This window comes from Bacteroides sp. Marseille-P8574 (genome assembly GCF_902825465.1).
In the GTDB taxonomy this organism is placed as follows: domain Bacteria; phylum Bacteroidota; class Bacteroidia; order Bacteroidales; family Bacteroidaceae; genus Bacteroides; species Bacteroides uniformis.
In genome coordinates this window covers 1,865,214-1,880,856 of sequence record NZ_CADEBE010000002.1, presented here as the reverse complement: position 1 = coordinate 1,880,856, position 15,643 = coordinate 1,865,214, and the positions used below count along the sequence as shown (strand labels likewise).

At 51.2% G+C, this 15,643-nt stretch carries 9 protein-coding genes; 4 read left to right on the top strand and 5 right to left on the bottom strand.

The window, feature by feature from the left end; genetic code table 11:
- The first annotated feature begins 15 nt into the window (after positions 1 to 15).
- Positions 16 to 3,060: a glycoside hydrolase family 3 N-terminal domain-containing protein gene (locus HUX74_RS20425; protein WP_174647320.1), complete on the top strand. Its 3,045-nt coding sequence runs from the start codon at positions 16 to 18 to the stop codon at positions 3,058 to 3,060.
- 107 nt (positions 3,061 to 3,167) lie between these two features.
- Here HUX74_RS20425 and HUX74_RS20420 read toward each other — a convergent pair whose 3' ends face one another.
- The 5 genes from HUX74_RS20420 to HUX74_RS20400 form a co-directional block, all read right to left on the bottom strand.
- On the bottom strand, positions 3,168 to 3,797 hold the full coding sequence (locus HUX74_RS20420; RefSeq protein ID WP_005834794.1) for an outer membrane beta-barrel protein: 630 nt from the start codon (positions 3,795 to 3,797) through the stop codon (positions 3,168 to 3,170).
- 123 nt (positions 3,798 to 3,920) lie between these two features.
- Complete coding sequence (locus tag HUX74_RS20415; protein WP_022400889.1) at positions 3,921 to 4,559, bottom strand: DUF4136 domain-containing protein; 639 nt, start codon at positions 4,557 to 4,559, stop codon at positions 3,921 to 3,923.
- Between the two features lie 231 nt (positions 4,560 to 4,790).
- Entirely contained in the window at positions 4,791 to 6,806 is a 2,016-nt protein-coding gene (locus HUX74_RS20410) for a glycoside hydrolase family 97 protein (protein ID WP_174647319.1), read from the bottom strand.
- Positions 6,807 to 6,812: 6 nt separating this feature from the next.
- Positions 6,813 to 7,817 carry an aldo/keto reductase gene (locus HUX74_RS20405; protein WP_118275022.1) on the bottom strand — a complete coding sequence of 335 codons (1,005 nt, stop codon included), beginning with the start codon at positions 7,815 to 7,817 and terminating at the stop codon, positions 6,813 to 6,815.
- An 18-nt stretch (positions 7,818 to 7,835) separates the two neighbouring features.
- Positions 7,836 to 10,322 (bottom strand): GH36-type glycosyl hydrolase domain-containing protein, encoded by a 2,487-nt coding sequence (locus HUX74_RS20400; RefSeq protein ID WP_174647318.1) that lies wholly within the window; start codon positions 10,320 to 10,322, stop codon positions 7,836 to 7,838.
- A gap of 222 nt (positions 10,323 to 10,544) precedes the next feature.
- On the opposite strand from HUX74_RS20400, the gene galA reads away from it, so the two are divergent.
- The 3 genes from galA (at position 10,545) to HUX74_RS20385 (ending at position 15,551) form a co-directional block, all read left to right on the top strand.
- Positions 10,545 to 12,989, top strand: a complete 2,445-nt coding sequence (galA, locus tag HUX74_RS20395; protein WP_174647317.1) for a beta-galactosidase GalA — start codon at positions 10,545 to 10,547, stop codon at positions 12,987 to 12,989.
- 318 nt (positions 12,990 to 13,307) lie between these two features.
- Positions 13,308 to 14,195, top strand: coding sequence for an AraC family transcriptional regulator (locus HUX74_RS20390; RefSeq protein WP_117601323.1), 888 nt, complete (start codon positions 13,308 to 13,310; stop codon positions 14,193 to 14,195).
- A gap of 72 nt (positions 14,196 to 14,267) precedes the next feature.
- Positions 14,268 to 15,551 carry an acetylxylan esterase gene (locus HUX74_RS20385; protein WP_174647316.1) on the top strand — a complete coding sequence of 428 codons (1,284 nt, stop codon included), beginning with the start codon at positions 14,268 to 14,270 and terminating at the stop codon, positions 15,549 to 15,551.
- The last annotated feature ends 92 nt before the right edge of the window (positions 15,552 to 15,643 follow it).

The following is a 15,643-nucleotide window of genomic DNA, read 5'->3' as shown; positions in this document are numbered from 1 at the left end:
ATCTATCTATAAGGAATGAAGAGAATATACCTGCTTGCCTATATCACTATATTGTGTTGTCTTTGTCCGCTTCTGAAAGCGCAGCTTGGCCCGATGCCGTTTACTCCGGTGCCGCCGAACGACCCTTCGCTTGTACGTCTCTTGAACAGTGACGTGCGGTGCAGGCAGTGGGTGGATTCCGTCATGCAGCGTCTGACTCTGAAAGAACGCATCGGACAACTGTTCATCTATACGATTGCCCCCCAGCAGGACAAGGCCAACAAGGAACTGCTGCGTAAGGTGGTGGAGGACTATAAGGTAGGCGGTCTGTTATTTTCCGGCGGATTGATGCAGAACCAGGTGATGTTGACCAATGAGGCGCAGCGGATGGCAGAAGTTCCGCTGATGATTACCTTTGACGGTGAATGGGGGCTGGCTATGCGCCTTCGCGGTACTCCGAACTTTCCGCGAAACATGGTGCTGGGCTGCATACAGAACGATACACTGATTTATGAATATGGGCGCGAGGTGGCCCGCCAATGCCGTGAACTGGGGGTGCAAGTGAATTTTGCTCCCGTAGCGGATGTGAATATCAATCCCAAGAATCCGGTTATCAATACCCGTTCCTTCGGTGAAAGTCCGTTCAATGTGGCGAACAAGGTTGTTGCCTACTCCAAAGGGTTGGAGGATGGTGGTGTACTTTCTGTCAGCAAGCACTTTCCGGGACATGGGGATACGGATGTGGATTCTCATAAGGCGTTGCCCGTGCTGCCTTTTACCCGTGCCCGTCTGGACAGTATAGAGCTTTATCCTTTCAGAAAAGCCATTCGTGCCGGATTGGGAGGAATGATGGTGGGGCACTTGGAGGTGCCTACCATAGAGCCGCAAAAGGGGCTCCCGTCTTCGCTTTCGCGTAAGGTAGTTTCCGGTCTGTTGGTGAATGACCTCGGCTTTCAGGGGCTTGTCTTTACGGATGCCCTTGCCATGAAAGGGGTATCGGGTAATGAAAGCATCTGTTTGCAGGCGCTGAAGGCTGGCAATGATTTGCTGCTTGTCCCCCGACGTATTAAGGAAGAAGTGGAGGCTGTGCTTGCCGCTGTGAAAAAAGGGGAGCTGACAGAGAAAGAGATAGAGGCGAAATGCCGTAAAGTACTGAAATATAAATATGCCCTTGGGTTGGAAAAGAAACCCCATGTGCAGCTTTCAGGTTTGGGGACCCGCATCAATACTCCGAAAACGCGTGATTTGATGCGCCGGCTGAACTTGGCGGCCATCACTGTGCTGGATAACCGGGACGAGGTACTTCCGCTGGACCCTTCCATCGGTGAAGTTGCCGTGCTCAATGTGGGAGAAGCGCAGGAAATCCAGCCGTTCCTCAAGGAACTGTCGCAGTATACCCGTCCTGTGGAGTTCCGTTTGGGCAAGAATCTGCCGGAGGCTGACGGGAACCGTTTGAGAAATGCGCTGGCCAAGTACAAACGTATTCTGGTCTGTGTCACCGAACACCGTTTGACGCCCTATCAGAATTTCTTTGCAAAGTTCGCTCCTGACGTACCGGTGGTTTATCTGTTCTTTATTCCTGGCAAGCAGGTATTGCAGATAAAACAAGGGGACGCTGCTGCTGAAGCGGTGATTTTGGCACACTCCTCCAACGAGGAGGTACAGCGGCAGGTTGCCCGGATTGTTTATGGCAGCGCTTGTTCAGAGGGACGCTTGTCTGCCAGTATCGGTAGTCGGTTTGCTGCCGGTGCGGGAGTGACGCTGACTCCTCAAATCGCCCCCCGCTTTGTACCCGAAGAGCATGGCATGAATTCCCGTCTGCTGGCTGAAATAGACAAGATAGCTGAAGAAGGCATTCGTGAAGGGGCTTACCCCGGCTGCCAGGTGGTGGTGCTGAAGGATGGCAGGGAGATGTATAATAAAGCTTTCGGTACCCACGTCTGGAACGAGGCTGGAAGCAAGGCGCTTCCCGTGAAGAAAACGGATGTGTACGACATCGCCTCACTGACAAAGACCACGGCCACACTGCTTGCCGTAATGAAGTTGTACGATGGCGGGCGTCTCAGCCTTACAGACCGGGTGTCGGATTATCTGCCTTTCCTGCAGGATACGGACAAGAAGAATATTACGGTACGCGAGCTATTGATGCACGAGTCCGGTCTGCCTTCCACCTTGCTGTTCTATCAGGAAGCGATTGATGAAGAAAGCTACACCGGCACTTTGTTCAAGGCGCGCCCTGATGCCCTGCATTCCGCACGCATCGGACGGCAGACTTGGGCGAACCCTAAGTTCCGCTTCCGCCAGGGACTGACGTCGAAGGTGCAGACACCGGAATATACGATGCAAGTGTCCGACAGCCTTTGGCTGAACCGTTCCTTCAAGCAAGAGTACTTGCAGAAGATTGTGGATACTCCGCTTAGAGACAAGCGTTACCGTTATAGTTGTGTGGGCTTTATCTTGTTGCAGCAGTTGGTCGAGGCGCGCACCGGCATGTCTATGGACGAATATCTGGCCAAGGAATTCTATACTCCGATGGGATTGGAGCGTACGGGGTATCTTCCTCTGCGCTTCTTGAAGAAGGAAGATATTGTACCTTCATCAACAGACCCTTTCTTGCGTAAGACTACCTTGCAAGGATTTGTACATGATGAATCCGCAGCTTTTCAGGGTGGCGTTTCCGGTAATGCCGGGCTGTTCTCCACTGCCGAAGAAGTGGCAAAAGTCTATCAGATGTTGCTGAATGGGGGTGAACTGGACGGTAAGCGCTATTTGAGCAAGGAGACCTGCAGGGTATTTACTACCACCGTCTCAAGGATAAGCCGTCGGGGGCTGGGATTTGATAAGCCCGACCGGCGTAATCCCCAGAAGAGTCCCTGCGCAGAGTCTGCCCCTGCTTCTGTCTACGGTCATACCGGTTTCACGGGTACTTGCGCCTGGACAGACCCGGAGAACGGCTTGGTTTATGTCTTTTTGAGCAACCGCACCTATCCGGATGTGTGGAATAACAAGTTGATGAGGCTGGATATAAGGACGAGGATTCAGGAAGCTGTATATAAGGCGATGCTGGGAGGAAAAAAATAACTGGTAGAATTAAAAAGAGCCTCCCTTGCTCACGCAGGAAAGGCTCTTTTCTTCTTCAATTTTGAAACAATTAAATTCTATCTGTTAAGCTTTAAGTGTGTGTCTTATCAGAACGCAATACCTACGCGCAGACCGAAATTGCTCAAACCGTCTACGCTGTACGTAAAGAGGTCACCTTTGTTCGTACCGTAGCTGTAATAGGCTGCGAAATGCAAGCCCGGTCCATAAGCCCAAGGATACACATTGAAACCAATTTCAGGAGATACATAGAAACCCCATGTATCTTTGTTGGCTTCGAATACGTTGAAGGTTGACTTCAACTGTGCATATTCAGCACCCAGTTTTACACCGGCATACGGCTGGAATGCACCTCCACGGTTCCATACATAGCGGGAGGCCAGACCGAAAGGCAACTGGAATGCAGTGTGCTGCTGGTCGGTATTCAGACTGCCGCCTTCGCCTACGGGAAGTGTCTGGCGACCGAAATACTCATGGTTGCTATGGTAGTTCAAGAAAGCTCCCAATGCAAAATTGTCTGTCAGGAAGTAACCGCCTTCAAAATTCATACCCCAGCCGCTTGATTTGTCGGCGAAGTTGTTGCTGAGAGGAAAGTTATATTGCCAGTCGATATTGGCATAGCCGTTATCGGTCATCTGTGCCTTCGTCGGTAGGGCGAAGACGAGAGCAAGAGCGGCAACCGCAAATACTCTCAAGGAAAGATATTTTATTGTTTTCATACTTTGTTCTTGTTTTTTGGTTCAATGGCAACTTCCCAGTCCGGAAAGGATGCTGCCGTATTATTCTTGTTACCTTAATATTGGGTAACCCGTCATTTGTCACTTATAGCTCGTAGCTTGTCACTACTTGTTAGTCAGGTAAGTTGATTGAGTGAAAGCTTGGTTCACACCTTGCACGGCAAGTTTGGTATTGACAGAAGTAGAACCACTCAGCAAGCCGCTCATATAGCTGGTCCACAGAACAGGAAGTTTCTCGCTCTGGCCTTGCGGCGCCTCCAGATTCAACAATTCGCTGATAAAGGAACCGGTGCTGTAGGAATAGTTCACGGCATAGGGATAATACCATCCGCCCCAGTTGCCCCAGTAAGGAGCATCCCAGTAGCCTGGATAGTTCCACCACCATTCGGGACGTCCGTAGTCGGTGAAGTAATAGGTACTTCTGACATAGCTTACCTGCAAGCCAAGGTCGGCTTCTTCCCGGTCCTCCACACGGGTGTAGCCGCGGCTGTTCATGTTAGCAACATAAGCGCTGAGAATTTCCTGGGCATTCTCATCTTTCCAGTATTCGGCGTTTTCCTTATCACCGATAACCAGAATGCTGTCCGGCAAGTAATAAGTTTCGAAGGTTTTGAAATCCGCCTTCTTGTCATAGTTGGTATAAACCAGATAATTATTGTCCAGCTTATCCATGTCAGGGTCTTTTTCGCAAGATGCAAGCGTCACTGCAAAGACCGCTAATAATAGGGGAATAAATTTCTTCATACTTTTATAATTGTTTAGGTTTAATATAAATTCCTGCCCTATGGTACCTTAGGCTTTTGTGAGAAAAAACAAGATAGGATATAAAAGGTTCACGTAGAGGTATGTTAAAAGTGATAAAGGGCATAAAATGATAGGGCGATAGGGGATGGAGTAATAAAGGAATAGGGTGACAGCACTTTTAACGTAACTGTCACCCTATTGCACTTATCATGTCATTACTTTATCACCCTATCATCTTTTCCATATCCGTGCTGTCCATCCTCCTCCGGGTGCCATGTGTATGTTCAGCTTGTCCCCCGAGGTCACGGTGCGTACTTCTTTTTTGTAGTCGGTTGCTTCCCGGTCGGCATTGATGCCGTCGGAAAAGATTTCGGCTTCGTAACTTCCTTCTCCAAGGAAGGAAAGGTCGATGGTACAGTCGCGTGGTGTCCAGTCGGTCATGGAGGCGATATACCAGACGTCTCCCTTGCGGCGTGCCAGTGTAAGGTATTCGCCTACTTCACCGTCCAGTGCCACGGTCTCGTCGAAAACGGTAGGCACTTTGGCAATGAAGTCCGTGCATTCCTGCTCCTTCATATATTTGCTGGGGCTATCGGCAAGCATTTGCAGCGGGGCTTCGAAGAGGGTGTACATCGCCATCTGGTGGACGCGTGTACCCTGGCTCATCGGATGGTCGTTGACGGCACGGAAGGTTTCGCGGGTTGCGTTCATCATGGCTCCCGGTGTGTAGTCCATCGGACCTATAAGCATGCGCAGGTAGGGAGCAGTCACGTCATAGCGTGGGAAGTTGTGGAGCGGGCTACCGTTCACTATCGGCTCCCATTTGGCATTCTCCAGTCCCTTTACACCTTCAAAGTTCAGGACGTTGGGATAGGTGCGCTGTATACCGTATGGCTTGAGTCCATGCAGGTCTAATACCAGGTGGTGCTCGGCGGCGCAGGCTACAATGCGTTCTACGGACTGTACCAGTGGCTGGTCGTCACGGTCGAAGAAGTCTATCTTGAAGCCTTTGATACCCATCTGTGCATAGTGGCTGAATGCGGCTTCCGTATCTTTGGCAGAGTTTCGCCAGCTTGCCCAGAGAATGATGCCGACGCCCTTCTGGTTTCCGTAGGCTACCAGTTCCTTTAAATCGATATCCGGATTCAGGTCTTTCAATAAGGATTCGTTTCCGCTCCAGCCGTCATCGATGATGATATATTCCAGGTTGTTGTCGGCGGCAAAGTCGATGAATGCCTTATAAGTCGGAGTGTTCATGCCGGCTTTGAAGTCTACTCCAGTCAGGTTGCAGGTGTTCCACCAGTCCCAAGCCACTTTGCCGGGTTTAATCCAGGAAATGTCTTTGATGCGGCAGGCGGGGGCAAGACGCTGTGCCATGTCGTTGTCGGCAAGCTGCGTGTCCTTTTCGGTGACGAGCACCACACGCCAGGGGAGCTCCTGCTTGGCACAACGGGCGATGTAGTCTGCACGCTTGGTCGGTATCAGGTTCAGCCGGTTGTGTCCGCCGATTATTTCTTCCAGCGGATAGGGGGCAAATGCTGCCTGCACTCCTTGACGTGTCTGGGGATTTACAGTGAGGAACATGCCGGGATAGTTTTCCAATCCGGCTTCCATGATAACGGCTTTCTTTCCTCCGTCCAGGCAAACCATCAGTGGGGTGATGGAGAGTGAGTCGGTGTGCATTTTGGACAACGGGGCTTCGTCGTAGTAAGACTCGAAGGAGAAGCAATAGCGCTCACCGTTGCGGTTGTCGTTTATGTAAGGTACAAATGCCTGGTAATCCTTGTCGAAATTGAAGTCCGCAGTTTCGTTGAGGACGATAAACGGCTTGTTCTGTTCGGAAATGAAGCGGTAGGCAGCGCCGTCATCGTATGCGCGGAACTGTACGCTGTAGCCTCCTCGGCATTTCAGTGTCAGCTGGTTGTAGACATCCTCCACACTTGCCTTTTTGTAGAGGGGAGTGGGGAAGGAGGACTCCACAGACTTGCGTTCTGCACGGATTACTTTTACATTTTTACCGAAAGTTATTGCTTTCTTGGCTGATTTTTCATCTCTGCCTTGCAGGGCGATGGCAGAGGGTTGCAGCACTGTGGTGCCGTCGTGTGCAATCTGCCAGGTGAGGGCTTCTCCGGCATCTACCGTAACGGATAGTTTTCCGTTGGGTGATACAAGTTGGTATTGCTGTGCACGGACCGTGCCCAAGCAAAGGAATAATAAACAAAAGGTTTGAATAAGGAGGCTTTTCATGTTGATTTATTTTTGAATGATTTTCTTTATCTTCTCCAGTTCCTCGGCAGAGAAGTCTGTATTTTCAGTCGCTTTCAAGTTATCTGCCAGTTGGGCAACGGAGCTCGCTCCGATGATGACACTTGTCACCAGGTCGTCCTTCAACAGCCAGGCAAGTGACATCTCGGCAAGGGTTTGCCCGCGTGAGGCAGCAACTTCGTTGAGTGCCTTGATTTTTTGCAGCGTCTCGTCGGTCAGTGCTTCTTTCTTCAGGAAAGCCCCCTTTGCCATGCGCGAATCTTCGGGAATACCATTTAGGTAGCGGTTGGTCAGCAGGCCCTGCGCCAGCGGGGAGAAGGCGATGAAGCCGGTTCCGTTCCCTTTGGCTTGCTGCAGGATACCTTCTTCTTCCGGTTCGCGGTTGAAGAGATTGTATCTGCCTTGATAGAGCAGGCAGTGTACATCCCGTTCTTCCAGGTATTTGCAGGCAAACTCGGCCGCCTCTTTGGGATATTTGGAGATTCCTACATAGAGTGCTTTGCCTTGCCGTACGATATCAACCAGTGCTTGCAGGGTCTCTTCAAGCGGAGTATCCGGGTCGTAGCGGTGGGAGTAGAAGATGTCCACATACTCCAGGTTCATCCGTTTCAGACTTTGGTTGAGGCTGCTCATCAGGTACTTGCGTGAGCCCCACTCCCCGTAGGGGCCGGGCCACATGTCGTGTCCGGCCTTGGTGGAGATGAACAGTTCGTCCCGATAGGGCATGAAGGATTTCTTCATAATCATTCCGAAAGTCTCTTCGGCGGAACCGTAGGAAGGACCGTAATTGTTGGCGAGGTCGAAATGCGTGATTCCACGGTCGAAGGCATAGTGCGCCATGGCCTGGGAATTGGCAAATGTGTTCACGTCGCCGAAGTTGTGCCACAATCCGAGTGATATTTCTGGCAGCAGGATGCCGCTTTGCCCGCAACGGCGGAATTTCATGCCGTTGTCATAGCGTTCGGGCGCTGGAGAATAAATAGGGTTTATCATGATATTGTATTTTGTGGGTTATCCCATTATTACTTCTACTGTATGCGTGCCCGGCAGATGGTTCACCACATTGCCTTCTATCGGCTGGCCGTCTACTGTGACGGACTTGATGCCTTTGCACACACCATCGGGATTCTTCACGGTAATATGATATTCCGCTCCGCGGAACTTGCGCTTCACGTTGAAGCCTTTCCAGTCTGACGGGATACAAGGATTGATTTCCAGACCTTCATACGAAGGCTTGATGCCGAGTATGAATTGCGTGATGGCATACCACATCCAGGCAGCCGTTCCAGTCAGCCAGCTGTTCTTGCCTTCACCGGGGCGGGCGGCGTCCTTGCCGGCCACCATCTGGCAGCATACGTAAGGTTCTACTTTATGCAGGGCACTGTGCTCTTCGGTGTACGACGGGCATATCTTGCGGAAATACTCCCAGGAACGGTCACCCCGTCCCAGTACGGTTTCTCCGATGATGACCCACGGGTTGTTGTGGCAGAAGATACCCGCATTCTCCTTGTAGCCGGCGGGATAGGTGGAGATTTCTCCATACTCCACAACGTAGCGGGTGAAGGGCGGATTGTTGAGTACAATACCGTGCTCGCAGTCCAGGCGTTCCTTTACGGAGTCCAGTGCTTTTTTTACCATGCCTTCTTCCAGTCCGATGCCTGCCATGGTGCACCAGCCTTGCGATTCGATGAAAATTTGTCCTTCTTCGTTCTCTTTGGAGCCTACCTTGTGGCCGAAGTAATCGTAGGCGCGCAGATACCAGTCACCGTCCCAGCCATGTTTTTTCACGGCTTCCACCATATTGTCTATATAGGTTTGCGCTCTGTTTGCTTCGTCGTATTTACCCAGGCGGCGGCATAGTTCCACATAGTCGCGTCCGCATACCACGAACAAGCCGGCAATCATCAGCGATTCTGCCTGGCTGCCTTCCGTCTGGTTTTCCGTGGTCTGGAAGGATTCATTCGGGTCCCAGGAGAAGCAGTTCAGGTTCAGGCAGTCGTTCCAGTCGGCACGGCCGATGAGGGGCAACATGTGGGGACCGAGGTTCTCGATGACATGGTTGAAGGAAACGCGCAGGTGCTCGAACAGAGACACTTCCGAACCTTCTTTGTTGTCGAAGGGGACGGGCTCATCCAGGATACTGAAGTCTCCCGATTCCTTGATGTATGCCACCGTACCGAAGATAAGCCACATGGGGTCATCGTTGAAGCCGCCGCCGATGTCGTTGTTGCCGCGTTTGGTCAGCGGTTGGTATTGGTGGTAGCATCCTCCGTCGGGGAATTGGGTAGAAGCTATGTCGATGATTCGTTCGCGGGCTCGTTCCGGTATCTGATGCACGAAGCCCACGAGGTCCTGGTTGGAGTCGCGGAAACCCATTCCACGACCGATGCCGCTCTCGAAGAAAGAGGCGGAACGGGACATGTTGAAGGTAATCATGCACTGATACTGGTTCCAGATGTTCACCATGCGGTCCAGTTTTTCTTCGTCGGTCTTTACGACGTAGATGTCCAGCAGGCGGTCCCAGTAGGCTTTCAGTTCGGCAAAGGCAGCATCTACTTTGGCGGTAGTGTCGAAGGCCGAAATCATCGCCTTAGCCTTTACCTTATTTATAATAGGTGAAGAGGGTACACTCTGCTTGAACGCTTCATGCAGAGATTCTTCACGTTCCTCGAACTTTGCCTCCTGCTTGTTTTCCACATAGCCCAGCAGGAAGATGAAGTCGCGACTTTCGCCGGGTTGCAGTTCTACTTCCAGATAGTGCGAGGCGATGGGACTCCAACCGTGGGCAATGCTGTTGCCCGGTCTGCCTTCTACTACCCGTTCCGGGTCGGCAAACTCGTTGTAGAGTCCCACAAATGTTTCGCGGTCGGTATCGAAACCGTCTACGGGTGTATTGACACTGTAGAAGGCGTAGTGATTGCGGCGTTCCTTGTATTCCGTCTTGTGGTAGATGACAGACCCGTCCACTTCCACCTCTCCCGTGGAGAAGTTACGCTGGAAGTTCTCCATGTCCGTAGCGGCATTCCACAAGCACCATTCGGCAAAAGAGAATAGTTTGAGTTTTCTCACTTTGGCAGAAGTGTTCCGCAAGGTCAGCTTCTGCACCTCTCCCCAGGTCTTCAGTGGGACGAAGAAGAGCAGGCTGGCTTCGATGCCGTCTTTGGCTCCGGTGATGCGGGTGTAGCTCATGCCGTGGCGGCATTCGTAGCTGTCGAGTGCGGTCTTGCAGGGCTTCCAGGTGGGAGACCATACGTTGCCGCCTTCATTGATGTAGAAGTAGCGTCCCCCGTTGTCCATCGGCACGTTGTTGTAGCGGTAGCGGGTGATGCGGCGGAACTTGGCGTCCTTGTAGAAGGAATAGCCTCCGGCGGTATTGGAGATGAGTGAGAAGAAGTCTTCATTGCCTAGGTAGTTAATCCATGGCCAAGGTGTCTTGGGGTCGGTAATGACGTATTCGCGGTTGTCGTCATCGAAATATCCGAATCTTTTGTCTTGCATATTATTTCTTGTATTTAGTTTGATACATTCTTCGTTAGTTGTGGCATCCGGCCATTTTCCCGGAAGCACGCTTCAAATTTAAAAACTTTTCTCCTATCACCCTTGTTTGCCCGGTGTGTTTTTTCCCCTCGGAAACATGAAGTACCGGAAAAAGATACAAAAGTATCACCGCACGAATCTTTTTCGCTCTATCTTTGTAAACACATTTTATGATTAACCGATATGAAACACTTATTCGCATTTCTGTTCCTTCTTGGAATTACCTTTTCTCTTTCTGCCCAATCCGTCCGCGAACGTATTTTGCTGGATGACGGCTGGCAGTTTGCTTTTGGCAATGCTTCCTCACCGGAGAAAGACTTCGGCTGCGGAACGGAGTACTTCAACTATCTGACTAAAGCAGCCTCTATCCATAATGAGGGTCCTTACTCCCCTAAGTTCAATCCGGAGAAGTGGGGTGTGGACTGGAAGACGGTCAACCTTCCGCATGACTGGGTGGTTGATTTGCCTTATGCCAAAGAGGCGAGCCACAGTCATGGCTATAAAGCCGTCGGCTATAAATTCCCCGAAAACTCTGTGGGATGGTACCGAAAGACCATCACCGTGCCACAAGAGGACCTCGGCAAACATCTTTATCTTCAGTTCGACGGTATCTTCCGTGATGCCCGTATCTGGATAAACGGTTTCTATCTGGGACACGAACCGAGCGGCTATGCCACGCAGGTGTATGACATTACGGAATACTTGAATTACGGAGAGGATAATCTAATCTGCGTCCGTGCGGATGCCACGCTCGAGGAGGGCTGGTTTTACGAGGGTGCGGGCATCTACCGCCATGTATGGCTGAACAAGACGGCGCCGTTGCATGTGGCTCCTTTCGGAACCTTTGTGCACAGCACGCTGGCCGCACCTTTTGACAAGGCCAAGCTGACGATAGAGACCACTGTTGAAAACTCCGGTCTGCAAACGGAGGATTACCGCCTCTGCCATATCCTCCGGGATGCCGACGGCAAGGAAGTGGCACGCTGCGAAACGGCCGGTCAGCCGGTACTGCCGAAAGACCGCCAGCTCACCGTCGGTGAAATAGCGCTGGACAAACCTCATCTTTGGAGTGTGGATGCACCTTATTTATATACACTGCTTACGGAAGTCTATCAGCATGGCAAGCTAGTGGATGCTTATACCACTACTACGGGTATTCGTGACATCCGCTTCGATGCCGACAAGGGCTTCCTTCTGAACGGACAGCCTCTGAAACTGAAAGGTGTGAACATGCACCAAGACCACCCCGGAGTAGGTGCCGGCATTCCCGATGCCCTACAAGTGTACCGATTGAAGGAACTGAAGAAGTTCGGCTGCAATGCCTACCGTTCTTCCCATAACCCGATGACTCCCGAAATGCTCGATGCCTGTGACCGCCTCGGCATTCTTGTGATAGAGGAAAACCGTCTGACGGGTGTCAACGAAGAACATACCCGCTTGCTGAAACGCATGATAGACCGCGACCGCAACCATCCGTGCATCATCCTTTGGAGCGTAGGCAACGAGGAGTGGGGCATCGAGTGGAAAGAAAACGGTACACGCATTGCTGCCACGATGCGTGAATATTGCCACCGTTTCGACCCTACGCGCCTCATGACCGTTGCTTCGAGCAGTGGCCCTGCCATCTTGATTCCCGCAGACGTGGTCGGTTATAACTACATCCTTCAGAATCCGGTGGAGCAGCACCGCAAGGATTATCCCGGCCGCCGTGCGCTCGGTTCGGAAGAGACTACGGGCTGTGGTACGCGCGGCATCTACTTCGATGCCCACGACAAAGGCCACATGGTGGCGCACAACCGCAAGCCGAACGGACCTGACAGCCTGCTGAACTGCATCGAGCGTGGCTGGAAATTCTATGACGAACGCCCCTACCTGGCAGGTCTTTTCTATTGGACGGGTTTCGACTACCGCGGCGAGCCCAACCCCATGAAGTTCCCGGCTACGGGTTCACAATTCGGCATTCTGGACTACTGCGGTTTTCCCAAGGACGAAGCCTGGTATCTGAAGTCCTGGTGGACGGATGAGCCGGTGCTGCACATCCTTCCTCACTGGAATCTGCAAGGTCACGAAGGTGATAGCATCGATATTTGGGTATACAGCAACTGCGATGAAGTGGAATTGACTGTGAACGGCAAGAAACTGGATCGCAAACCGATGCCCCGAAACGGCCATCTTTCCTGGAAAGCCGTTTTCCAGCCCGGTGCAGTGAAGGCTGTAGGCTATAAGAACGGCAAAAAAATATTGGCCCGTACTGTGGAGACTACCGGTGTTCCTGCCCGTATCTCCCTGACGGCAGACCGTTCCGTCATTCAGGCAGACAATCGGGATGTGGCAGTGTGTAACATTGAGTTGCAGGACAAGAAGAAACGTTTTGTCCCCACTGCTTGCAACGACTTGACGATAACCGTCTCCGGTCCGGTACGCATCCTTGGGGTGGGGAATGGCGACCCCGCTTATCAGGCTACGGAACGTCCGGCCGACACCGATGCCCGTACCTATCAGGTAAAGGCATTCAACGGACTTGCACAGGTGCTGTTGCAAAGTACCGGCGAAGCGGGAGAAGCCACACTGACGGTCGTTTCGGAAAATATGCCGGAAACTTCCTGTGTCTTGAAGTTGCAGAAGTAAGCGGTTTGTCATTCATATCATCCGGCGAAGCGGAGACCTTTCTTTTGTCTATGGGGCAAGAGAGGGATCTCCGCTTCTTTCTTCCTCAAACTATAGTGTGTAAGTGTGCGAGATGCATATTTCGTGTTGTATGAGATGTGCATCTCATACATCTTTGCATTAGAGCTTAAGGGGGAGAAGAACGGAAATTGTGCTTTTCCGGGCAGGACTTTCCCGGGTGTCTGTTCATATATTATCCCTAAATGTAACAAATGGTACTGTTGTGGGATTAAAAAGAATGAGTATATTTGCGGCATGATATTTTTTTAACCAATGCCTATGGAAAACCAGAACTATATCATGAGGGAGATAACCCCTCTGTCGGAACGTGACTGTTTCTATATTGCCGACCGTCACAAAACAGAATTTACCTACCCCATCCATTGTCACGCAGAGTATGAACTGAACTTCACGGAACATGCTTCTGGCGTCCGCCGTGTGGTGGGCGATTCTGCCGAGATTATCGGTGATTATGACCTGGTGCTGATAACCGGCAAGGAGTTGGAGCATGTATGGGAGCAACATGAATGTACCTCCGGGGATATTCGGGAGATTACCATCCAGTTTTCTCCCGACTTGTTCTTCGGGAACGTTGTCAACAAGAACCAGTTCGACAGTATCCGCCGGATGCTGGAGCGTGCACAGTGCGGACTTAGTTTCCCCATGCAGGCCATCATGAAGGTGTACAACTGGCTGGATAAGCTGGCTTCCGAGGAGCAGGGCTTTTATGCCGTGATGAACTTTCTCCGTATCCTTTACGAACTTTCCCTCTATGACAATGCCCGGGTGCTGTCCAGTTCTTCGTTTGCCAAGATAGAGACTTTCTCTGACAGCCGCCGGGTACAGAAGGTGCAGAAATACATTTCCACCCATTATCAGGAGGAGATCCGGTTGGCTTCATTGGCCGATATGGTGGGCATGACACCGGTCTCTTTCAGCCGTTTCTTTCGCCTGCGCACCGGCAAGACGCTTTCCGACTACATTATTGATATCCGTCTGGGCTTTGCCACGCGTATGTTGGTAGATTCCACGCGTACCATTGCAGAGGTGTGCTATGACTGCGGCTTCAACAATCTGTCCAATTTCAATCGTATGTTCAAGCGGAAGAAGGGATGCTCGCCGAAGGAATTCCGTGAGAATTATCGGAAAAAGAAGCTGGTGATATGATAAGAAAGTATTGGTATTCTTCATTGGAAGTGCCTATTTTTGCACCAATGATTAATACTAATATCTGATATCATGAAAAGAGTTTTTTCCTTATTCTTATGTCTGCTGTGTGTATGTGCTGTGACGGCGCAGATACGTGGCAATGAAATCCGTGTAGTCGTTTCACCCGACCATAGCGATTGGGTGTATCGTCTGAATGAGAAGTGTACGTTTACCGTCCGGGTGCTGAAGGCACAGAACCTCTTGCCCGATGTCAAGATTGACTATGAACTGGGGCCCGAGATGTATCCTACTGAAGTAAAGAAAGACATGGTGCTGAAAGATGGTACCTTGAAGTTGCAAGGCACGATGAAGACTGCAGGCTTCTTGCGTTGCAAGGTCAAGGCGTATGTGGACGGCCGGACTTATGAAGGGCTGGCTACATCGGCCTATGCTCCCGAGCAGCTGCAACCTGTGGCGAAACTTCCTGCCGATTTTCGGGATTATTGGGCCAAGACCTTGGAAGAGGCGCGCAAGACTCCGTTGAATCCCCTTATGACACTGCTTCCCGAACGCTGTACGGAAACGGATAATGTATATCAGGTCAGCTTCCAGACAAAAGCTTGGGGAGGATGTTTTTACGGTATTCTCAGTATTCCCAAGAAAGAAGGGAAGTATCCGGCTTTGCTGCGTGTGCCCGGTGCGGGTGTCCGCCCTTATGCGGGAGATACGTATACGGCTCCTGGAAAGGTGATTACATTGGAGGTGGGTATCCACGGCATTCCCGTCACGATGCAGCAGTCTGTATATGATGCGCTGGCAGGTGGGGCGCTGAGCAATTACTGGACGTTCGGCCGCGACAGCCGGGATGCTTCTTACTATAACCGTGTGGTGGTAGGCGCTTTGCGTGCTGTGGATTTTATCTGTTCGCTGCCGCAGTACAACGGGAAAGCGCTGGGTGTTACGGGCTCCAGCCAGGGCGGTGCCTTGTCTGTGATTACGGCGGCTCTTGATTCACGCGTTACTTTTCTGGCGGCTGTTCATCCTGCCTTATGCGACCACGAAGCATTCTTCAAGAAGCGTGCTTGCGGTTGGCCCCATTATTTCTATTATTACGGTACTCCCGATGAAAAGCAGCTTGAAACGGTACGCTATTATGATACGGCAAACTTTGCCTGCCTGCTGAATGTGCCCGGTTGGTTCAGTTGGGGGTATAACGATGAAGTCTGTCCTCCCACTTCCATGTATGCAGCCTACAATGTGATTTCTTCTCCGAAGGAATTGCATCTTTATCTGGAAACCGGGCATTACTGGTATCAGGAACAGTGGGATGAATGGCTGGATTGGATACGGAGACAACTTAATGTGTCAATGTGATTAATGTGCTAATGTGCTAATTGGCTGCGTAATATTTATGCTGCGCCATCATGCCGCAGGCTATTGGCACATTAGCACATTTATCTGATAAT